Origin of the sequence: Jutongia hominis, from assembly GCF_014384965.1 — a bacterium.
In the GTDB taxonomy this organism is placed as follows: Bacteria; Bacillota; Clostridia; order Lachnospirales; family Lachnospiraceae; genus Butyribacter; species Butyribacter hominis.
The window spans coordinates 100,269-121,207 of record NZ_JACRSW010000040.1 but is presented as its reverse complement, the minus strand read 5'-3'; the positions used below and the strand labels follow the sequence as shown (position 1 = coordinate 121,207).

At 38.7% G+C, this 20,939-nt stretch carries 18 protein-coding genes and 1 other RNA gene; 5 read left to right on the top strand and 14 right to left on the bottom strand.

Going from position 1 to position 20,939, the window contains the following annotated elements; translation table 11 throughout:
* Positions 1-35 precede the first annotated feature (35 nt).
* The 5 genes from clpB to H8700_RS11695 all read right to left on the bottom strand — a co-directional run bounded on the left by clpB (position 36) and on the right by H8700_RS11695 (position 7,190).
* Positions 36-2,609 carry an ATP-dependent chaperone ClpB gene (clpB, locus tag H8700_RS11715; protein WP_022141526.1) on the bottom strand — a complete coding sequence of 858 codons (2,574 nt, stop codon included), beginning with the start codon at positions 2,607-2,609 and terminating at the stop codon, positions 36-38.
* 79 nt (positions 2,610-2,688) lie between these two features.
* A complete protein-coding gene (locus H8700_RS11710; protein ID WP_249305758.1) occupies positions 2,689-2,826 on the bottom strand; it encodes a hypothetical protein in 138 nt (45 codons plus the stop codon).
* A 9-nt stretch (positions 2,827-2,835) separates the two neighbouring features.
* Positions 2,836-3,324 (bottom strand): Hsp20/alpha crystallin family protein, encoded by a 489-nt coding sequence (locus H8700_RS11705; RefSeq protein ID WP_249305756.1) that lies wholly within the window; start codon positions 3,322-3,324, stop codon positions 2,836-2,838.
* Between the two features lie 715 nt (positions 3,325-4,039).
* A complete protein-coding gene (locus tag H8700_RS11700) occupies positions 4,040-5,368 on the bottom strand; it encodes an MATE family efflux transporter (protein WP_249305753.1) in 1,329 nt (442 codons plus the stop codon).
* A 169-nt stretch (positions 5,369-5,537) separates the two neighbouring features.
* Positions 5,538-7,190, bottom strand: coding sequence for a methyl-accepting chemotaxis protein (locus tag H8700_RS11695; RefSeq protein ID WP_249305865.1), 1,653 nt, complete (start codon positions 7,188-7,190; stop codon positions 5,538-5,540).
* Between the two features lie 177 nt (positions 7,191-7,367).
* Here H8700_RS11695 and H8700_RS11690 point away from each other — a divergent pair, with 177 nt between their 5' ends.
* Together H8700_RS11690 and H8700_RS11685 are read left to right on the top strand one after the other, a co-directional pair.
* Complete coding sequence (locus H8700_RS11690) at positions 7,368-8,570, top strand: helix-turn-helix domain-containing protein (RefSeq protein ID WP_249305751.1); 1,203 nt, start codon at positions 7,368-7,370, stop codon at positions 8,568-8,570.
* A gap of 180 nt (positions 8,571-8,750) precedes the next feature.
* A complete protein-coding gene (locus H8700_RS11685) occupies positions 8,751-9,425 on the top strand; it encodes a DNA alkylation repair protein (protein ID WP_249305749.1) in 675 nt (224 codons plus the stop codon).
* A 233-nt stretch (positions 9,426-9,658) separates the two neighbouring features.
* On the opposite strand, the gene murI is transcribed toward H8700_RS11685, so the two are convergent.
* From murI to H8700_RS11665, 4 genes are all read right to left on the bottom strand, one after another.
* Positions 9,659-10,441: a glutamate racemase gene (murI, locus tag H8700_RS11680; RefSeq protein ID WP_249305747.1), complete on the bottom strand. Its 783-nt coding sequence runs from the start codon at positions 10,439-10,441 to the stop codon at positions 9,659-9,661.
* A gap of 135 nt (positions 10,442-10,576) precedes the next feature.
* Positions 10,577-11,551, bottom strand: a complete 975-nt coding sequence (locus tag H8700_RS11675) for an aldolase catalytic domain-containing protein (protein WP_249305745.1) — start codon at positions 11,549-11,551, stop codon at positions 10,577-10,579.
* 185 nt (positions 11,552-11,736) lie between these two features.
* The gene (locus H8700_RS11670; RefSeq protein WP_249305743.1) at positions 11,737-12,327 is read right to left on the bottom strand and encodes a VanZ family protein; all 591 of its coding nucleotides are present in this window, start codon (positions 12,325-12,327) and stop codon (positions 11,737-11,739) included.
* 688 nt (positions 12,328-13,015) lie between these two features.
* On the bottom strand, positions 13,016-13,165 hold the full coding sequence (locus H8700_RS11665; RefSeq protein WP_022141516.1) for a cyclic lactone autoinducer peptide: 150 nt from the start codon (positions 13,163-13,165) through the stop codon (positions 13,016-13,018).
* Positions 13,166-13,598: 433 nt separating this feature from the next.
* Here H8700_RS11665 and H8700_RS11660 point away from each other — a divergent pair, with 433 nt between their 5' ends.
* Together H8700_RS11660 and H8700_RS11655 are read left to right on the top strand one after the other, a co-directional pair.
* Entirely contained in the window at positions 13,599-14,195 is a 597-nt protein-coding gene (locus H8700_RS11660; protein ID WP_249305742.1) for an accessory gene regulator B family protein, read from the top strand.
* A gap of 87 nt (positions 14,196-14,282) precedes the next feature.
* Positions 14,283-15,611, top strand: a complete 1,329-nt coding sequence (locus H8700_RS11655; protein WP_249305741.1) for an ATP-binding protein — start codon at positions 14,283-14,285, stop codon at positions 15,609-15,611.
* A 106-nt stretch (positions 15,612-15,717) separates the two neighbouring features.
* Here H8700_RS11655 and ssrS read toward each other — a convergent pair.
* From ssrS to H8700_RS11640, 3 genes are all read right to left on the bottom strand, one after another.
* A non-coding RNA gene (ssrS, locus tag H8700_RS11650) (6S RNA) lies at positions 15,718-15,895 on the bottom strand.
* A gap of 93 nt (positions 15,896-15,988) precedes the next feature.
* Complete coding sequence (locus H8700_RS12360; protein WP_022141513.1) at positions 15,989-17,506, bottom strand: sensor histidine kinase; 1,518 nt, start codon at positions 17,504-17,506, stop codon at positions 15,989-15,991.
* 30 nt (positions 17,507-17,536) lie between these two features.
* Positions 17,537-18,238, bottom strand: a complete 702-nt coding sequence (locus tag H8700_RS11640; RefSeq protein WP_022141512.1) for a response regulator transcription factor — start codon at positions 18,236-18,238, stop codon at positions 17,537-17,539.
* A gap of 488 nt (positions 18,239-18,726) precedes the next feature.
* Between H8700_RS11640 and H8700_RS11635 the strand changes: the two genes are divergently transcribed.
* Positions 18,727-19,401, top strand: coding sequence for an Ig-like domain-containing protein (locus H8700_RS11635; RefSeq protein WP_249305740.1), 675 nt, complete (start codon positions 18,727-18,729; stop codon positions 19,399-19,401).
* Positions 19,402-19,411: 10 nt separating this feature from the next.
* On the opposite strand, the gene mnmA is transcribed toward H8700_RS11635, so the two are convergent.
* Together mnmA and nifU are read right to left on the bottom strand one after the other, a co-directional pair.
* The gene (mnmA, locus tag H8700_RS11630) at positions 19,412-20,500 is read right to left on the bottom strand and encodes a tRNA 2-thiouridine(34) synthase MnmA (RefSeq protein WP_249305862.1); all 1,089 of its coding nucleotides are present in this window, start codon (positions 20,498-20,500) and stop codon (positions 19,412-19,414) included.
* Positions 20,490-20,915 (bottom strand): Fe-S cluster assembly scaffold protein NifU, encoded by a 426-nt coding sequence (gene nifU, locus H8700_RS11625; protein ID WP_022142377.1) that lies wholly within the window; start codon positions 20,913-20,915, stop codon positions 20,490-20,492. The genes mnmA and nifU overlap by 11 nt, the downstream gene beginning before the upstream one ends.
* Between the last annotated feature and the right edge of the window lie 24 nt (positions 20,916-20,939).

The window sequence follows — 20,939 nt, the reverse complement described above, 5'->3', positions numbered from 1 at the left end:
AAGGCAGTGCCTGCGCACTGCCTTCCTCTTTTCTTTTATGCCTGTAACTTGCCATCAACTTCATCAATCGTAATCGTTTCGCCCATATGCACTTCATCACTCAAAATCTTCTTTGCCAAAAGAGTTTCTACATTCTTTTGCAAATAACGCTTTAACGGACGGGCACCGAACGCCGGCTCATACGCTGCATCCGCAATAAATTGCATTGCCTTTGGTGTCAATTCGACACGAAGTTCTTTTTCTTTCAAGCGGGCATTCAGCTCATCGATCAGAAGGGAAATAATACCGGAGATATTATCTTTTGTTAATGGCTTAAACAAAATGATCTCATCCAAACGGTTCAGGAATTCCGGACGGAAGCTTGCACGAAGGTCTGCCATCGTATTTTCTCTTGCTTCGTCGCTGATATTTCCCTGTTCATCTATTCCGTTTAACAGATAAGACGATCCGATGTTTGATGTCAGAATAATAATCGTGTTCTTAAAGTCTACCGTACGTCCCTGCGAATCAGTGATGCGTCCATCATCCAGAACCTGCAAAAGCACGTTAAAGACATCCGGATGTGCTTTCTCAATCTCATCAAACAATACCACCGAATATGGTTTACGACGAACGGCTTCTGTCAGCTGACCACCCTCTTCGTAACCGACATATCCCGGAGGTGCACCGATCAGTCGTGCCACACTGACTTTCTCCATATATTCGCTCATATCGATACGGACCATGTTGTTCTCATCATCAAACAGACTCGCGGCAAGTGTCTTTGCAAGCTCCGTCTTACCAACACCGGTTGGACCAAGGAACAGGAAAGAACCGATCGGCTTAGTCGGATCTTTGATTCCGGCTTTGGAACGAAGGATCGCTTCTGATACCAGTTCTACGCCTTCTTCCTGACCGATCACACGTTTGTGAAGTTCTTCTTCCAGATGCAATGTCTTTTCTCTTTCTCCTTCGGAAAGTTTTGCAACCGGAATTCCGGTCCAGCGTGAAATGATCTTCGCAATCTCATCTTCTGTTACACTTTCCTGTACCAAAGTACGGTTCTCACCTTTTGCTTTTTCTTCTGCTGCTGCAAGATGACGCTCCAGATCCGGTAACTTACCATATTGCAATTCTGCAAGTTTATCTAAATTATATTCTCTCTTGGCGGCATCCATCTGTGTATGCAATTCATCAATCTGCTCTTTGATCTTGTTGACTTCATCGACAGAAGCTTTCTCGCTATCCCATTTTGCCTTCTGGCTGTTAAAGTTGTCTCTAAGCTCCGCAAGCTCTTTTTGCAAATTTTCCAGACGTTCCTTAGACAAATGATCGGTCTCTTTTTTGAGTGCTGCCTCCTCAATCTCAAGCTGCATGATCTTTCGACGCATTTCATCAAGCTCTGCCGGCATACTGTCTAACTCGGTCTTGATCATTGCGCAGGCTTCATCGACTAAGTCGATCGCTTTGTCCGGCAGGAAACGATCCGTAATATAGCGGTTTGACAAGGTTGCTGCCGCAACCAGAGAAGCATCCGTGATCTTTACGCCATGGAATACCTCATAGCGGTCTTTCAAACCACGCAGAATAGAAATTGTATCTTCTACGGTCGGTTCATCCACCATAACCGGCTGGAAACGACGCTCCAAAGCAGGATCTTTTTCAATATACATACGATATTCGTCCAGTGTCGTGGCACCGATACAATGTAATTCGCCACGTGCAAGCATTGGCTTTAACATATTTCCGGCATCCATCGCCCCATCGGTCTTACCGGCACCGACGATCGTATGAAGTTCATCAATGAACAGAATGATCTGACCATCGCTTTTCTTTACTTCTTCCAGTACCGCTTTAAGTCGTTCCTCAAATTCTCCACGATATTTTGCACCGGCTACCAATGCACCCATATCAAGTGCAAAAATCTTTTTATTCTTCAATCCTTCGGGTACATCACCCTTTACAATACGATGTGCAAGTCCTTCTACGGCTGCGGTCTTACCGACACCGGGTTCACCGATCAATACCGGATTATTCTTTGTCTTACGGGAAAGAATACGGATCACATTTCGGATCTCTTCATCACGGCCGATAACAGGATCAAGCTTTCCGTCTTTGGCACGCTCTACGAGATCTGAACCGTATTTTTCCAAAGTATCATACGTTGCTTCCGGATTGTCACTCGTAACTCTCTGGTTGCCACGTACTTCTGATAGCACCTGTAAGAAACGGTTTCTGTCAATATTGCAATCTTTCATCAATGCCTTGATCTCTTTGCTTGGATGGGCAAGGAGGCTCAAAAACAAATGCTCTACGGAAACATATTCGTCTCCCATTCTTTTTGCCTCATCCTCTGCATAGATCAATGTCTCATTTAATTTCTGGTCAATATGAAGCTCTCCACCGGTTACCTTTGGTCTTTTTTGCAAAAGGCTTTCTACCTGTGTAGTAAACACATCCGGTTCGATTCCCATTTTCTCGATCAGCTTACGGATCAAGCTTTCATCTACATTCATCATAGAATACAGTAAATGCTCCTGTGCGATCTCCTGATGTCCGTAATCCATTGCTGTCTTCTCACAAAGCTGTATTACTTCCTGTGACTTTTGTGTAAATCTGCTAATGTTCATTTTCGTTCCTCCTTTCGCCTTCCCCTGTCAATTAAGAAAAGCAAAGTAAACTCTGTGCCTACTTTGCTTTTCTATCCGATCATAACATCTGTCTCTTTGCCACATCAAATGCTAAAATGTAACTTACATTCCTTTTATTCTGATGCACCGGATCGGTTGATCTGTCTTTCTTTTCGACACTGTTACAATCCTTCGTTACTGTAAGTATTGAGATCAACGTTCAAAATTATCCCTCAATAGCAACATATTTCTTTTGTTCTACAGCGGCTTTTTCTTTCTTTGGAATGTTCAGGCGAAGAATACCATCTTCGTATTTTGCCTGAATCTCATCCTGCGTTACTTCATCACCAACATAAAAGCTTCTGCTCATGCTGCCGGAATAACGTTCCTTGCGAATGTAATTCTTTTCTTTTTTATCATCCTTTTTGCCTTCCTCTTTATCCAGCTTCTTTTCTGCTTTGATCGTCAGATAACCATTTTCAAGCTCCGCCTGAATGTCATCTTTCTTAAAGCCCGGAAGGTCAATATCTACTTCGTAGCTGTCTCCGCTGTCTTTTACATCTGTTTTCATAATCCTTGCTGCGTGTTTTCCATACAATGTTTTGTCAATATCATAGAATGGACTTTTCTTAGACATCATCCAGTTCATATCAAACAGATCATCATTCATAAAGTCATCAAATAAATTTTCTCCAAAAATACTAGGCATCATCATAAGTCATTCCCCTTTCATACTACTGTTAAACTGCGATGTCAGGGTAACTGACAAATTCTTTGCTTTGCTATCCGGTCAGGGTGCTAAAAGTTTTGGTCTTTGTCAATTATCTTGTCATTATTCTGTTACATGCACCTTCGGAGAAACCGAAGTGTTGTGATCATCAAGGGAATTTTTATCGGATCCGGTGGATCCTTTCCGGATTCTTTTATCTCTTTCCCTCGATCTGATTATGTTATAGCACCATTTGTTAGCACTGTCAAGAGGTGAGTGCTAATTTTTTGAGATTTTTTTTCAAATCCCATATCTGAAAGTATTTCTCCACTTCTTCTTACAACCGTATGCTCATCATTGACTGCTCTTTTCTGCGGATCTGTTTTCTACGTAAATATACGATAAAAATGCAATCTTGCGAGAGTTCTCGTAGATTGCATTTTTTATCAACAATACTATTTTATTTAGTGCTTACGCCAAAAACCTTGTCCGTGTGATATTAAGTAATGATCAGCAAAAATCATAGACTGTCTTGCTAAATACAAAACACGCTATATAATGGCACTGATTTTATTCCATTTATCATTCCAAAATTTCTTGTCGAAATCCTAATTGCATAAATCGTATCATATTTACCCATATCGCTGTAGTATAATTTGAATGCACTTACATCCTGATATGCAGCAACCGGATAATATCCTTGACTACTCGTCTTCCTTTGTTACTTTATCACCGGCCATGATTTCCTGAGTGCCAAGTATGAGATCAGAAAATTGGCGAACCAGCCTGCAGGTACAGCCAGCCAGACAAATGCAATGCCAAAACACGGGGCAAAAATCAAAGCTACTGACAAGCGGATCGCAAGGTTCACCATATTTGCAATGAGAAACGGACGCATAATACCAAGACCGCGAAGGACTCCATCGGTTGCCATCTTGATACCCATAAAAATGAAAAAATAACCAAGCCATTTCATATAATCCCCGGACACCTGATAAGCGAAAGCAGTTCCATCTTTTCCCAGAAATAGTGAAGAAATCTGAGTATGCAGTGTTTCAATGACTATAAAAGCAAGCAATGCAAAACATAGATCTAACACCAGGGCAGCATAATATCCTTTTTTGATACGCTGGTTTTTCTTTGCTCCAAGATTCTGGGCAACATATGGTGAGACCGCATTACCAATGGATACAAATATCAGCGAAAAAACATTTTCTACTCTCATCGTTGCCGCATAACCTGCAAGTGCCTGTGTACCAAAGGGATTTACAACCGCCTGTACGATCATCATACCAATTGACACTGTGGACTGCTGAAGAACCGAAGGTACAGCAATCCGAAGCATAGAATGTAACTCCTGCTTGTCAAACCAGTCAAATTGACTTTTATATCGCCGCATCCGGCGCAAGAAGATCAAAAGCGAGAGCACTGCGGAAATCCCCTGTGCAATGAGAGTTGCAAGGGCTGCACCAAACACACCAAGACCAAGGACAGCTACCATCCAAAGATCCATGAAAATATTTAAGACAGAAGAAAATATCAAAAGTCCCAACGGGATCTTTGACTCACCTATCGAGGTAAACATTGTTGATAAAATGTTGTACATAAACAGAAACGGAAATCCAACAAAATAAACATGCAGATACAGTACTGCTTCCTTCAGTATATCTGCAGGAGTTTGTAATAAACACATCATTGAATGGGAAAAATCGAAACCGAGCACACCCAGAAGTATGCTTAGAATCAAAAAGCTGATCAATGATGTTGATACAATTGTTTTCATTTTTCTATAATTTCCAGCCCCAAAATAGCGGCTCACAAGCACACCGGCACCAACACCGGCACCGAGTGCCACGCAAATAAAAACATTCGTCAGCGCAGCACAAGCCCCGACAGCCGCAAGCGCAGAAGATCCGACAAACTGACCGACAATAATGGAATCAGCCATGTTATATACTTGTTGGAAAAAGCTACCAAGGATCATAGGCATTGCAAAAACAGTCAATGCTTTAAGGGGAGGATCCATGATCAAATATTCATCTTTTGACATATTACATTTCTCCTATAATTGTATCTTCTCAACTATGATCTATCGGCTTTATTTTATCACACCCCATCTCGCTACAACATCTTCTGTTTGATCTTTTATAACATCAACAAGCTTGCTTAGGATCAGAAAAAATATCAAGAAATATACTCTTTTCACATGGTTTTCTTTCCTATTCATCAAATTTAGCTACCTTGAGCTCACGTATCATATTATGCAAATGCTCTGCTTCACTATTCATTTCAAGACTCGCCGCAGCGCACTCCTCAGATGTCGCTGAATTGGTCTGCACAACATCATTGATCTGTTCTATTCCATCATTGATCTGCTGTATTTCTAGTGCCTGATTTTCCAGTGTCTCTGCAATACCAGATACTTCTTCAGTGATCGTCTTTGAGTTATCCGCAATTATTTCCAACTGACGTGCTGTCTCTTCAGCAAGCAAGACTCCTTTTCCGACTGCAGTAACAGATGTCTTGATCAAAACATCCGATTCCTTTGCTGCCGCTGCGCTCTGGTCGGCTAACTGATTCACCTGATTAGCTACAACCGCAAATCCTTTTCCTGCTTCTCCGGCTCTTGCAGCTTCAATAGATGCATTTAATGCAAGCAGATTTGTCTGAGATGCAATATCGTTAATCGTTTCAATAATTTTGTCTATCTGCATTGATGCATCTTTAATTTCAAGCATAGATGCCACCATCTCATGCATTTTACTATTGTTATCCAAGATATCATTTCCAAGGTCAACTACTTTTGTACTTATTTCATTTGTTGCTTTTGAATTTTGTTTCATCTGACCTGAAACTTCCTCAACTGTTGCAGTTAATTCCTCTACTGCTGCGGCCTGATTCGTGGCTCCATCCGCCAGCTCAGTTGCCCCTGATGATACCTGCTCTGCACCACCAGACACCTGATCTGAAACCACCTGTATTCCTTTTACAATACCTGCCATGCTTTTTTCAAAAGTCATAAATGAATTTAAAATTCCAACAAAATCGCCCTTCCACTCTACGTTAGGCTTTACATCGAAATCCCCTTCTGAAAACAACTTCATTGCGCGGTCTATATCATCCACGTAAGAACCTAAAATACGAATGGATTTACGCATACTATGTGCCAATCGTCCAATCTCGTCTTCCGAACGATAATCCAATGTGCTATGTAAGTTTCCTTCTGTTAATTCCTTTGCAACATCCTCAATGGCATGCAGTGGCTCCAGAATACTGGCAAGCACTCTTTTACTGGTTTTTCTTGAATTTATCCATGCCAAGCTTAAAAAGAAGATAATGAAAACAAACCCAGATATCGCACATACTATAGTATTTTTTACCGCCTTATTACTTTCTACGTCTGTAATATCATCAAGCTTTAGTGCTATATTTACCAATTTATTTAATGCCGGTGTACACTTTGTCAAAATATCTTCAACACCCTGTTGTTGCTTTCCCGCTCTGATTTCTTCTAAAATAGAAGAACTTATATCCTTCCAATCAGATAAGGCTGTTGCATATTCTTTATAATCTTTTTTTGAAACAACACCTGTTTCTTTTATTATTTTTAATTGAGAATCAACATCTGCAAGCAATCTTGTTATGGTATTTTGATAAGTATCATAACTGGATGTGTCATCGTTCAATGCCATCTCTCTTACATTTCTTGCTGCAGCATTTACATCTACTCTGCACATTTTCACCGCTATATCTGTAGCATTAATCTTATCAACATAATTTATAAGGCTGCCAAACAACGTAGCTATCACCAATATGGAAAGCAGCCCTGAAATAATCATCAAAATAATTACTTTTTTGTATCCATAAGATATTCTTTCCTATAACTTCAAATTTTCAATTTTCTTTTTTCCTTCGTTTTTGTACATCATTCATAGGTTCCTTTCTTAATTTTTTATTCCCCGAGATTTTACCATTATTTTTTTCACACTTCTTGCATATATGTGTCCATATCGGTATAATTGTGTCTATAAGTATGAGGAGGTTATCACATGCGATCCATTGATTACAATTATATAGGCACTATGATAGGCAACCTTTTTGGTGTTCCTATACATATTTATAAAAATAATAGTCTTATATTTTATCACTCCACAGTTAACCTGATTAAAGATCCCATCTCCATCTATGAGTCAGATATTTTAAAAATATCTGAACAGATCAATTATTTTTTAACCACACGGTTCAACTACTTTGGTATTCTCAATTCCAAAGACTATAAGATCGTAATCGGCCCAACAAGTCAGGTTCCTAATTCTATTCCGGTACTTCGGGAACTGGCTTTTCAATTAAATGTTGCACAAACAGATGTTGATGATTTTATAAATGCTATGCAAGAGATCATTCATATACCATTAGAAAGTCTTATGCAGATTTTATGCTTTTTAAATTACATACTGAACAACGAAAAATGTTCCCTTCATGATGTTTTTATCAACGACTCCTTACAGAAGCAGTTTATAAGATCAATAAACACTCTTACTGCTGACAGGCTTTTTTCCAAAGAACCTTCCGGACTGGATCCAAACCTTCGCAACACTTATGATTGGGAACAACATGTGATGAACATGATCCGAAGGGGAGAGTATACCTCTTTATCACAACTGCTTAACAATATGCCTGCATTAAAGAATGGTACAATGTCTGATAACCATCTTCGACAATTAAAAGATACATTTATTGTGACAGCTACACTTGCATCCCGAGCCGCTATCCATGGAGGAATGAGTCCTGACGATGCCTTTCCACTAAGTGACAATTACATCCAGAAATGTGAATCAACAAATGACTATTATGAAATTATCAATCTTCGCCATCTAATGATCATAGACTTTGCAAAATGCGTGTACGAAATGCATGAAGGAGCTCTGGATTCGCAACTTGTTTCCGATGTATCAAACTATATTATTCATCATATGTCAGAGTCAATCACTGTAGAAGCTATGTCAAAAGAATTTTTTATGAGCAGATCATATCTTTCAAAGCGTTTTAAAGCTGAGAGCAATATGACTCTCACAGATTTTATACTGAACAAAAAAATAAAGGAGGCCAAATATCTCCTCCATTACACGAACAAATCCTTAACTGCGATCAGTGTTTATCTCGGTTTTTCCTCACCCGGGCATTTTTCGCGTGTTTTTCGAAAATATGTATCTCTTTCACCGAATGAATATCGCAAAAAACATATCACCTGACTGAAAACATACTACTCCTGACTCACATCTGATATATTACAATTTGCTATATTTTTGCAGCTAATCGGTGAAAAAGGATCGCCCATGCTCCGCTGTTATGCATAAGTATGGGGGTTTACATTTTTTGTTACTTTTCAGGAGAAAATCTAATAACGTTTTTATAAAATCAGGAGACACACTATGACAACTTTACAGAAACAATTATTTGAATTACAGGATTTAAAATATCGCGATTTTCACGCAAAATTACTTCCGGGAATCGACAAAGAAACGATTATTGGTATTCGTATACCGATCCTTCGGAAATTCGCAAAAGACTTCGAAAAGAGTGCAAAGAAAGACGCATTCCTGCAAGAACTTCCCCATGTGTATTATGAAGAAAATAATCTGCATATGATGTTGATTGCAATGATCAAAGATTTCAACCTCTGTCTTGATGAGACTAAGCGATTTGTCCCTTATATCAATAACTGGGCAACCTGTGATCTGCCAATCCCAAAATGTTTTGCAAAACACAAAGACGAACTGCTTTCGGAAATTCAGGAGTGGATCCATGCAACTGCTCCCTATACGATCCGCTATGGGATCGGTCTGCTTATGAGACTTTATCTGGATGAGGATTTCAAACCGGAATATCTTAGCCGGGTAACTGCCATTCAGTCAGAAGAATACTACGTCAATATGATGATCGCTTGGTATCTCGCAACCGCTCTTGCCAAGCAATGGGACAGCACGATTCCCTATCTTGAAAACCATCTGCTTTCTGACCGGGTACACAAAAAAACAATCCAAAAAGCCATTGAAAGCTACCGGATCACAGAAGAACAAAAACGATATCTGAAAAAGCTGCGTTAGAAATTAACGCAGCTTTTTACTGTTTTTCTTTTCCTACCGATTCTATATTCTTTACCGTTTTACCAATAAAATACAAAGCTCCTTTTCTATACCTTCTTTAGCGGTTTAATAAAAAACTACATAAGGCTTTTTTATACATTGTTTTTCGGTTTAATAAAAACTCGCAAAGGACCTTTTCTATACATTTTTATCGGTTTAATAAAAACTCGCAAAGAACCTTTTCTGTACATTGTTTATCGGTTTAATAAAAACTCACAAAGGGCTTTTTCTTCTTTTGTATCTCTGCTGTTTAAAAATTGCACTGTACCTTTTTGTGTCGCATCTGTGCACAAACCGGCTTCCATTAATCTGCGCTGCATCTCGCGTGCCGTACCATTGCCACCGTCAAAAATAGCAACCTCTTTTCCTACGACCTGCTCAATCGCCTTTTTGGCAAAAGGATAATGCGTACAGCCAAGCACAATCGAATCAATCTTTTCTTCCTGCACCGACCAGAAAAGTTCTGTCAGATATTTCTTCAGATCATCTCCGTCCAGATCACCGCGTTCTACAAATTCCATCAGGCCCGGACAGGGCAGAGAAATGATCTGTGCATCCTTTTCGTATTGCTTCATCAGCTTTTGAAACTTCTCCTGCTTTAATGTCATAGGTGTAGCCATTACAACAATACGCGAACCGGGCTTTTGTAACACAGCCGGTTTGATCGCAGGTTCAATGCCGACTAACGGAACGGACGGATACATTTTACGAAGAATCGCTACCGCTGCACTGGTTGCCGTATTACAAGCTACTACAATCCCTTTTGCACCATCATTTAACAGTTTTTCAATATTTGCGATTGTCAACTTACGTACTTCTTCTAATGTTTTTGTTCCATATGGAGCATGAAGAGAATCTCCAAAATACAGATAATTTTCATTTGGCATGATATGTACGAGTTCACGCAGAACACTAATGCCGCCTACCCCGGAGTCAAAAACACCGATCGGTGCATCTTTTTTCAATTTAATCTCCATAATGCCTCCAAAATGCTACGACAAGCGTTATTCTACGCTTGTCGTATATATGATATGATTCTATTTTATATTCCGGATTTCCTATCCATCGCATTACAATATGATTGGATACCTGTACTTCTTTCAGGAATTTCATCAATCTTTTTCTACTAATTCCTTAAAGAAACCGGTATAATCCTTACGTCCTTCTTTCATTGCTGCGATTGCTGCACGCGGATGCTGGTTGAGCTGTCCTGTCAGCATATATGGAATATCAAAGCCCCATTCTACGCCAGCCTGTTTTAACGGCTCAATATTTTCCTCGATGAATTTTAATACCGGGAATAATTTGTACTTCGGATTCTTTAAGAAACCAAGCAACAGTTCCATCTGACAGTTTCCGGCGCCACGTCCCATACCGCTCATGGTTGCATCCAGATAAGATACACCCTGTGCACAGGCTTCGATCGTATTGGCAAATGCAAGCTGCTGGTTATTATGTGCATGCATTCCGATATATTTTCCATATTTATCGGCAATTTCCATATACTGATCAGAAATTCTACGAATCTGTTCCGGGAACAGAGAGCCAAAGCTGTCTACAATGTAAATGCCATCGACACAGCTCTTTCCAAGCATCTCTAACGCTTTTTCAATATCGGACTCTTTCGCATTTGAAATTGCCATAATATTACAGGTTGTCTCATAACCTTTGCGGTTCGCATCTTCTATCATTGCGATCGCAGCCGGCATCGTATTCACATAAGTTGCTACACGGATCAGATCTACCGGACTGTCACTTCTTTCATGAATATCATTTTTATAATCACATCTTCCGACATCTGCCATGATCGAAAGCTTTAAGTCTGTATCATTGTCACCGACAATCTCACGGATATGCTCGTCCGTAGCAAATTTCCATTTTCCAAACTGATCGACATCGAACATTTCTTTATCTGCACGATAGCCGAACTCCATATAGTCTACACCTGCTTTTACATTTGCCTTATATAAATTTTTAATGAAGTCGTCAGTAAAATAAAAGTCATTTACAAGACCTCCATCACGAATCGTTGCATCCAGAACTTTAATATCTGGGCGAAATGATAATAAATCACCTTTTTGCGCCATTTTTCTTCCTCCAATTCTTGTATGTAATGTAAAATAATTCCCATTGTTAAAATAAAACTTCAATATTCTAAAGACATGGGAAAAAGGCAAATCTGTAACTACAGATGCAATCTGAGCTTTTCTTTTCCACCTTCTGCATAATTATACAGTAATCCCTTATGGAATGCAAGAAAAAGGGGAGAGGATTATTCCTTATATAACAATGCTCTTATCTTTAAACACGACTCCTCTTTACGGCTTACTGCTTTTTTTGCTGCCCGCAGGACAAGCATTGTAATGATAACTCCTGTCACATTTAAGATCAGATCATCGACATCTGCTACTCGGTAAGGATACCCGGTGCTATAGTTAATGACCAGCTGAAGCAACTCGATCAAAAGAGAAACGGAAGAAACCAGCAGGATCATTCTTGTGATTCTCCATTTTCCTCTTGTAACAATCTCACCAAATACAACCAGCGGTGACAATAAGATTACATTACCGATCAACTGTATCATTGCTCCCTCTCTGAAATAATTTACAATAGAAGCAAACGGCTTTAATTGATAAAAAACCAGATAATTTTCTACTCCTTCTTTAACCTTTTCTAATGTTTCCTGATCAAATATAAATATCGGAAACAGAGTCACCTTTAATAAATATAAAAGATAAATTACAAACACCGGTATGATCCAATACTGTATTGTAGCATTTCTTTTTTTATAAAAAATATATCCTATTACTGAAATCACAAAAAATAAGATACAAAATAATTCTCTAGACATATCAATTATCATTTTGTCACCTCTACCAACTCACTTTAAAGCTCCCTTTCCATCTTTGTCCTGCCCAATCTCTAAAATAAATTCCATCTATATTACTTTTTGTTGTATATTTCGTCTTACTATTATCAACAGATGAAACATTTTTAATAAAATCCGCTCCTGACCATACTCCCAAAAATTTTTTTGATGCAGTATATATTCCCATTTCACAATCGCTAGTTCCCTTTGTTGGTGATACTTCAAATACAAAAATGCAAACTATCTAAAAATGCTCTTATCATTTGCATTTTTCTGATAAACCATCATATAAATAACAAAGAGACATACAAACATAGTGCTATTCCAAAGGAACACACAGCAACCCTTATCGTTATACCATTTCGATATGAATATTGTTCCACAAAAAATGCAGAATGCCACAAAAGCTTCATGACATTCTGCACGATCATTTTACTGTACTCTCTTATGTAAATTTATCTGCTTTTGTACTTTTCGTTCCATTATCGTTTTGGAATACCTGTGTGTTGCTATTCTTTTATTGATTTGGAATACTTGTGTGTTTTTCGTTCCATTGCTGCCTTGAAATGCTCTCATGCTGTCATTCTTCTACTGCTATAGGAACGCCTTCGTGCTTTTGGATTCATATGTATTTTAGATTCTTATGTGCTTTTGGATTCTTTTGTAAATGCCTTTTCTCTTATTACTTTACAATCTTGTCAAGGCCTTCCGGTACTTCCGGCTGAAAATAGAGAAAACGGCAGGAAGTCAATGATGCATATGCAGAGACTACCATCAATGAGCACAGAAGTTTACTGTGCTTTACAATAAAGTTTTTCACTAAATTCTTCATAAGAATCCTCCATTTCTACACACTTACTATGTACAAAACCGGTATTGTGTGCGCCTGCCGGTTCTGCGTGCAATCCTTTGCACACTCCAAATTACATAACGGGCTCCAAAATCAAAGCAATGCATGCTTCAAGTACTGATGCTTTATGATCTTGTCGCTCATAAATTCATAACACAAAAAGTATGTTTCTGTGTATTCCGAATTCACGGTATAAGTATATCACACTTTAAATCAAAAAAACCAAAAGCAGGGACGAAATGACAAAAATGGGGGATGAACGGTAATTTTTTAAAAAATTTTACCGTTCATCCCCCATTTTTGTCATTTCGTCCCCCTTTTTGGTTTTTCACCAAAAATTCATGTATAATAGTAATAAAGATATTTTTGTCGTATTAAGGATATCAATATCGAAAAATGAAAAAGGAGAGAAAACATGAAATTGCCTCAAAAAATGAGCGAAGCTCTGACAAACACAATGATAGAAGCTAATATCATAAAAAAAGAAGAACATGATATCTATTCGTATTGTTATGAATTTCTTTTTGAAAACATTGTTTATATCGCATCTATTATTTTATTCGGTGCCTTATTACATAATCTGAAAGAAACTCTGATCTTCTTACTGGTCATGATCCCATTTCGAACTTTTGCCGGAGGTCTGCATGCTCCCGCATCCGGTCTGTGTGTTGTTCTTTCTTATCTGAGTTATTTTATTACGATGCTTTTTTGTAATAATAATATCGGATTTTCTATTCTGTCCCACCCGGCGTTTTTCTTTCTGGAATGCTTTACGATCTGCCTGATGGCACCAATTGACAGTTCCTCAAAGAAAATGACCGACCACTATCGCAAAAGGAATAAAAAAATATGTATCATTTGTTGTATATTGATGATCCTGTTACAATTCTTTTTCTATTTTAAAGGACACTATAAGTTTTGTAATATTTTATTTTTTTGCGGTCTGCTGTCTGTACTGAATGTTTCCATTGCTTTTTTTATCCAGTCCATACATAATACAAAAAGCAGTTGATAAATAATACGATGCAAACTGTTATAAACAGGATATTTTTACGAACTGATTTTTTACATTACAAATGATTTAGGGAGGAAGATGACTATGCTGATGAACGCCATCATGTTTTTATGTGCTGTTTTAGACATTCAGATTTTATATACATATTTTCGTGGAATGTTCCATCAAAAAAAAGAAACAATCTCACGTATAGGGGTATATGCCGCTTTTATCGGAACAGAAATCCTGCTATATCTTGTCACGCTTTTTGCTTCGGATCTGTCCGGTCCGTTACGGATCACAATACAGTTAGGAAGCAGTATTTTGACAACCTTGGGATTAACATTTCTTTATGAAAGTTCTCTTCGCTACAGTATTATTGTCACTTTATGCTTTCAGGCATACAGCTGTATCGCCGAACTTGTTTCCGGAGGACTCTTTACTTATTTCTTATCGAATCAGCTTCAAAGCATGCCGGAGATCGGCGATCTGATCCTGCTTTTGATCTCCAAGTTTATCCTTCTGCTTCTTGCAGCCGGAACAATGTTAGTATGGCGGCGCAAAGAATTATACTATAATTTGCAATACAGTCTGTTACTCCTGCTGACACCGATTCTTTCTATCGTTATTTTAATCACGATCGCATATCCGATCGCATCCGAATTGTACCAGTCTATTTTATATTCAACAACATGTGCTTGCCTTTTGATACTGAATGTCGGAAATTTTTACCTGATCGAGAAAAATATGCAATTATTGCAAACAGAATACCAAAAACAAAAACTGCAGCAGCAGATTGAGTTTCAGGCTTCCAAATACCAGCAGATTGCAGCTGCTTACCGTGACACCCGTCGAATTGTACATGATGTCAAAAAGCACTATTTCTTTATGCAGGATTGTATTCAGAAAGAACAGTATCTGCCGATTCAAAACTATTTAACCGAAGCGATCAATGACTTAGAAAACAGTTATAACACGATCAATACCGGTCATCTTGTCGTTGACTCACTATTAAACAACTACCTTTCCCTGGCAAAAGAAGAACACATCCGGTTAGAAACCGATCTGAATATTCTTCCCAATCTGATTCCAACCAGCGACTATGACTTATGTATCATCCTTGGCAACCTTTTTGATAATAGTATCCATGCCTGCCAGAAGATTTCTTCCAAACAGGAAAAGAAAATTTCCATACATTTGCTGACAACGTCAAAAGAATTTATTATCTATATCAAAAACAGCATGATCGAACAACAAAAAGACACGAAAAAGAAGGATACTCAAAATCTCTATCATGGCTACGGCACGGAAAATATAACACAGACAGTCACAAAATACTTAGGAACTTATCTGCAGATTGCCGAAAACGGCTATTATGAAGTAACGATCACGATTCCGATTTTTAAAGACGATCAGAGCCAAAAGACTTCATAATTGACAACATATAAAAACAATGTAAAACGAAAAACTTTATAATTAACAGCAAAAAAGGACAATGTAGTACGGTACATTGTCCTTTTTATTGCGCTATTAAATAGCAAAGAAACCCACGATGCCGTTTCCTGCATTTTGAGTCCTAGCAATCGCTAGGTGGGCAACCGCATATGCACTTCCGTCTTCCACTGCAATGGTGGCTTGACTTCCATGCAAGAATGTAGGAATCCCAATCATAAAGTGTAGGTTCAAAATAACAAGAGTATCGAACACCCCAGGCTTCTTCCTTAGTAATAGTATACTCATTGCATAGCAAAAATACAACTGCTATCTATGAATTTTTTTTGAAATGTACATCCATTTTTTCCCATTACATTTTAGTATTGATCGACATCTGTACATTCATCAAATGTGATGTAAAAACAGGTTCCTTTCTTCTCTTCACTCTCCACACGAATCTCGCCCTGATGGCGTAAAACAATCTGCTTTGCAATCATCAGACCAAGACCGGTTCCTTTCTCATTCTGTCGCATCTTAGAAGTATAGAATTTTTCAAAAATAAATGCCTGTTTTTCTTTTTTGATACCGACTCCGTAGTCCCGTATAGCAACCTCGAATTTCTCCTGCTGTCTTCTGATCCGAATATCAATTTTCCCATTGTCATGCGAAAATTTCACCGCATTGTCCACAATGATCATAAAAAGCTGGCGAAGCCTTCCATAATCTCCAAGAACAAGACATGGATCTTCTGCCGGTGCTTCAATCGTAAATGTCATGTTTTTCTCTTTACCTACCATTTTACCGCTTCTGATCACATCCCGGAAAACCTGTATCAGACTGACCGGCTCTTTATCTATTTCAAAATCAGGATTTTGCATTTTCGATAAAATGAACAGATCTTCTACAAGTCTTTCCATTCCCTGACATTCCGAAAGAATCCTCTTATACAGCTCATGCACCTGCTCTTCTTCTTCTATCACTCCATCAATAAGTGTCTCTGTATATCCACGAAGCACCGTGATCGGCGTACGCAGTTCATGCGATACATTAGCAAAGAAATCCCTGCGCACCTGCTCTAATTCCTCACGCTCTTTTTCTGCTTCTCTGAGTTCCCCGGACAGGTAATCGAGTGAGCTTTCTAAAATACCGATCTGAGAATATGGTTTCTTTACTTCAATACCGCTATAATCTCCGTTTGCCAGTTTGCTGATGTTCTTACTGATCTTAGCCAATGGTCTTGACAGATACCGTGAAAAAAAGGCAGCTACAAAATAAGAAATAAATACAGATACCAGAACGCTTAATGTAATTAAATATCTTCCTTCCCGCAATCCCATCGTCTGACGATCGATCATAGATACCATCAGGATCACACCACCTACTTCCTGTCCATCCTGACGGAGCACCGGAATGGCAACACTTAATGTTGTCATTCCATAGACATCGTCATAACTGGAATTAGATGCAATTTTGCCCTGGTATCCTTTTTTTAGGACAGACTCAATATCTTTTGAAAACTCCTGTTCATCTGCCTGTGCATTAATAAACTCTTCCGATAACGGATTCTTTGCATTGCTGTTTGCCATGATCCAGACATCGGTATTTTCTGCCCGCTCGATCTCATCAATATATTTGTTATATCTTTGGAATTGTGTTTCTTTTTTCTTCTCATTAAAGTCAGAAACTTTCTTTGCAATAATCTTCCCCTGCCTTGTAAGCAGTTTTGTATAAGAACGGATATAGTTTGTCCGATACAGTTGATTGAAGATCATGCCGGTTAAAATTCCGGTCAATACCAAAATAAATGCAAAGGATGTATAAATCCTAAGAACAACATCATTGCGCTGCACCATACGCCATATTCGTTTTACCGGACTTTTCTTTTCCTTTTTCACGTTCCTTACTCCTCATATTTTCCTCTTTGATCAGAAGTTCTCTTCACTGATTTCAAACTTATATCCGACTCCCCAGATTGTTTTGATCGTCCAGTCCGGGTGTTCCACAGAATCCAGTTTTGCACGCAGTCGTTTAATATGCGAATCCACGGTACGGCTGTCTCCATAGTAATCATATCCCCACAAACTGTCGAGCAGATTATCTCTGGTAAATACTTTGTTCGGGTTCGACGCCAGAGTCCACATTGTTTCAATCTCTTTCTTAGTCAACGGAATTCTTTCTCCATTGACTTTAAATGTGTATTCTTCCAGATTCACCGTCATGTTACTGATATGTATTATATTTTCATTGTTTATCATATCTTCCGGCTTTTGCAGCCGACGCAGAACAGCACGCAGACGCGCCATCACTTCATTCGGGCTGAACGGTTTTACAATATAATCATCAGCACCAATGTCTAAACCCATGATCTTATCAAAATCTTCACCTCGGGCTGTGATCAAAATAATAGGAACGCTAGATCTTTTGCGAATATCCTTACACACTTCATAACCATCTTTGACCGGCATCATAACATCCAATAAAAGTGCAACAGGATTTTCGCTTTCAAATAATCGTTCTGCTTCTCCACCATCCTTTGCAATTACCGGATGATAGCCTTCTTTTTTTACATATGCCGCAAGAATATCCGTAATATCCTTATTGTCATCCGCTATTAAAATATTCTTCATGATTTTTGACTCCCTTCTCTTTCTTTCGTAACGTTTTATCCGGTACAAAGAAATCCTTCTGCGTCTAGCCGGAAATTTCTCTCTGTTCATCGACTGTACCCGGAACATATGCTTTTCTTTCTAAGGATCAGAATGTCAAAAGTCCCATTTTTCACATAATGCAGACCTTTCACTGCTTTCATCCTCTCAACTACATATAGTTTATCATGTAAATATGTCAAAAAAAAGAATCATTTTGACATTAAAATGCCACTATGACATACTACAATGATGATGTAATCAATAAAAATCTATTTTACTATTCCGATAATATTTTATTCAAAAGTAAAATAAAAGGATTCCTATATACGAAGAAATGAGGTGGTAATTTGAAAAAATATTCCTTTATAAGATTCATGATTAAAAAAACAACAGATATTTTTTGGATAGCAGGACTTTGTCTTTTATTTTCCGGTGTTTTTTGTGCTACGAACGCAAAAGCAGATACAATGGCCGCAAACAGCGAAAGCAATTCCTCTGTTTCAATGACCAAAACTTTTTTGAAACCACAGCAAAAAAATGCATCAATACGCCAGCAAATCAGCTATCGTAATGATGCATCAAAAAAATCGTCTTCTGCTTCGCCACGCGAACCGGTCAAAATTTTAAAATATAAAAAGAAAATCCTGCAGGGGGAAACAAAACAACTTGACCTGATCAATCTTCCTGCTAATGCAACCGTTTCTTTTAGCAGTAACAATACTTCCGTTCTTACGGTAAAACAGATTTCCAATACTGCCTGTGAATACTCCGGCATGGGATATGGAAATGCAAAGATCCAGATCAAAATCTCTACACCGGGCTTCCTTTTCTTTGATAATGTACAAGAACTGACTGCCTCGATCAATGTCACTCCAAAAGCAGTCAGCATTGTTTTTCGTAAATCAACAAGAACTATCACTGTGGGACAAAGCAGTAAACTTTCTTATACGATACGTCCAAGTATCTCCACAGAAAAGCCGGTCTTTAGTTCCCTTCGAAAAAAAATTGTATCGGTTAATAAAAAAGGTATGATTAAGGGCAAAAAATCAGGAACCACTTATGTGTATGCTACACTTGCCAATGGAAAGTCAGCAAAATGTAAAGTGATCGTGAAAAGACCAAAAGCAAATACTTTATTGTAGAAAATATTTTTTATTTGATTCCTTTTTGTATCGTAGCACCGCCAAGCACATAGCCGTCTTCATAAAAGACAACTGCCTGTCCCGGTGTCACTGCTCTGGCTTTCTGATCGAAAGCGATCGTGATCTGATCATCCCTGACATCTTCTACTGTACACATCTGTCCAAGATCCGCATAACGGATCTTGGCAAGCATACGCTGTCCTACTGTAAATTTGTCTGCTGCCATACAATTGATATCTGTTGCGATCAAACGATCAAAAAAGACTTCTTCACTGTTTCCGAGTACCACTTCATTTGATTCGGGACGGATCTCGCTGACAAAGACCGGATGACCGAACGCAATTCCGAGTCCTTTTCTCTGCCCGATCGTGTAATGTGTAATTCCTTTATGCTGTCCAAGCACTTTACCCGATGCATCCACAAAGTTTCCCGGAACACTCTTCTTACCGGTTTCTTCTTCCAAGAAACGCTTGTAGTTATTATCCGGTATAAAGCAGATTTCCTGACTGTCCGGTTTATTTGCCACAAAAAGCCCTTCCCTTGCAGCGATCTTTCGGATTTCTTCTTTGTGATAGGCACCAACCGGCATTAAAGTATGTTCTAACTGCCATTGTGTCAGGTTATACAAAGCATAGGTCTGGTCTTTTCTGGCTGTAACAGAATTCTGTATCGCATATCTGCCATTTTCAAGCTGTGCGATTCTGGCATAATGACCGGTTGCTATATAATCTGCACCGATTTCTAAACTTCTTTGTAAAAGAGCCTCCCATTTCACATAACGATTGCAGGCAATACAGGGATTTGGTGTATGCCCAAGCTGATACTCTTTTACAAAATAGTCAATGACTTTTTCCTGGAAAATATCACGAAAATTCATGACATAATGTGGAATACCAAGCTTCTGTGCCACACGTCTGGCATCATCCACGGCAGTAATTCCACAGCATCCACCCTCATTTTCTACTACTTCTGTAGCATCTTTCTTCCAGATTTCCATTGTAACACCAATGACATCATATCCTTCCTTTTTCAGCAAATATGCCGCCACGGAAGAATCTACGCCACCGGACATTCCCACAACTACCTTCTTATTCTTCATCATTAATATCCGCCTTTGGTGGTTTTAAACCTTCAATCTCAATGTTGTGTTTCTGTGCATAATCCCATAATGCAGCATGAATGGCTTCTTCCGCTAATAAAGAACAATGTACTTTTACCGGTGGGAGTCCGTCTAATGCTTCCATTACCGCCTTATTTGTAACCTGTAATGCTTCATAGATCGTCTTTCCCATAACCATTTCTGTTGCCATGCTGCTTGTTGCTACTGCTGCACCACAGCCAAATGTCTTAAACTTACAATCTTTGATCACTTTTGTATCTTCATCTACATCAAGATAGATACGCATGATATCACCACATTTTGCATTTCCAACAGTACCTACTCCACTGGCATCTTCAATCTCGCCAACGTTACGTGGATTTGTAAAATGATCCATTACTTTTTCGCTATACATACTTATTATCCTCCATCTTCTGGT

Excerpts from the sequence above, each read along its gene's own strand:
- clpB (WP_022141526.1), bottom strand. The coding sequence starts at position 2,609 with ATGAACATTAGCAGATTTACACAAAAGTCACAGGAAGTAATACAGCTT.
- H8700_RS11705 (WP_249305756.1), bottom strand. The coding sequence starts at position 3,324 with ATGATGATGCCTAGTATTTTTGGAGAAAATTTATTTGATGACTTTATG.
- H8700_RS11700 (WP_249305753.1), bottom strand. The coding sequence starts at position 5,368 with ATGTCAAAAGATGAATATTTGATCATGGATCCTCCCCTTAAAGCATTG.
- H8700_RS11690 (WP_249305751.1), top strand. The coding sequence starts at position 7,368 with ATGCGATCCATTGATTACAATTATATAGGCACTATGATAGGCAACCTT.
- H8700_RS11685 (WP_249305749.1), top strand. The coding sequence starts at position 8,751 with ATGACAACTTTACAGAAACAATTATTTGAATTACAGGATTTAAAATAT.
- murI (WP_249305747.1), bottom strand. The coding sequence starts at position 10,441 with ATGGAGATTAAATTGAAAAAAGATGCACCGATCGGTGTTTTTGACTCC.
- H8700_RS11675 (WP_249305745.1), bottom strand. The coding sequence starts at position 11,551 with ATGGCGCAAAAAGGTGATTTATTATCATTTCGCCCAGATATTAAAGTT.
- H8700_RS11670 (WP_249305743.1), bottom strand. The coding sequence starts at position 12,327 with ATGATAATTGATATGTCTAGAGAATTATTTTGTATCTTATTTTTTGTG.
- H8700_RS11665 (WP_022141516.1), bottom strand. The coding sequence starts at position 13,165 with ATGAAGAATTTAGTGAAAAACTTTATTGTAAAGCACAGTAAACTTCTG.
- H8700_RS11660 (WP_249305742.1), top strand. The coding sequence starts at position 13,599 with ATGAAATTGCCTCAAAAAATGAGCGAAGCTCTGACAAACACAATGATA.
- H8700_RS11655 (WP_249305741.1), top strand. The coding sequence starts at position 14,283 with ATGCTGATGAACGCCATCATGTTTTTATGTGCTGTTTTAGACATTCAG.
- H8700_RS11640 (WP_022141512.1), bottom strand. The coding sequence starts at position 18,238 with ATGAAGAATATTTTAATAGCGGATGACAATAAGGATATTACGGATATT.
- H8700_RS11635 (WP_249305740.1), top strand. The coding sequence starts at position 18,727 with ATGGCCGCAAACAGCGAAAGCAATTCCTCTGTTTCAATGACCAAAACT.
- mnmA (WP_249305862.1), bottom strand. The coding sequence starts at position 20,500 with ATGAAGAATAAGAAGGTAGTTGTGGGAATGTCCGGTGGCGTAGATTCT.
- nifU (WP_022142377.1), bottom strand. The coding sequence starts at position 20,915 with ATGTATAGCGAAAAAGTAATGGATCATTTTACAAATCCACGTAACGTT.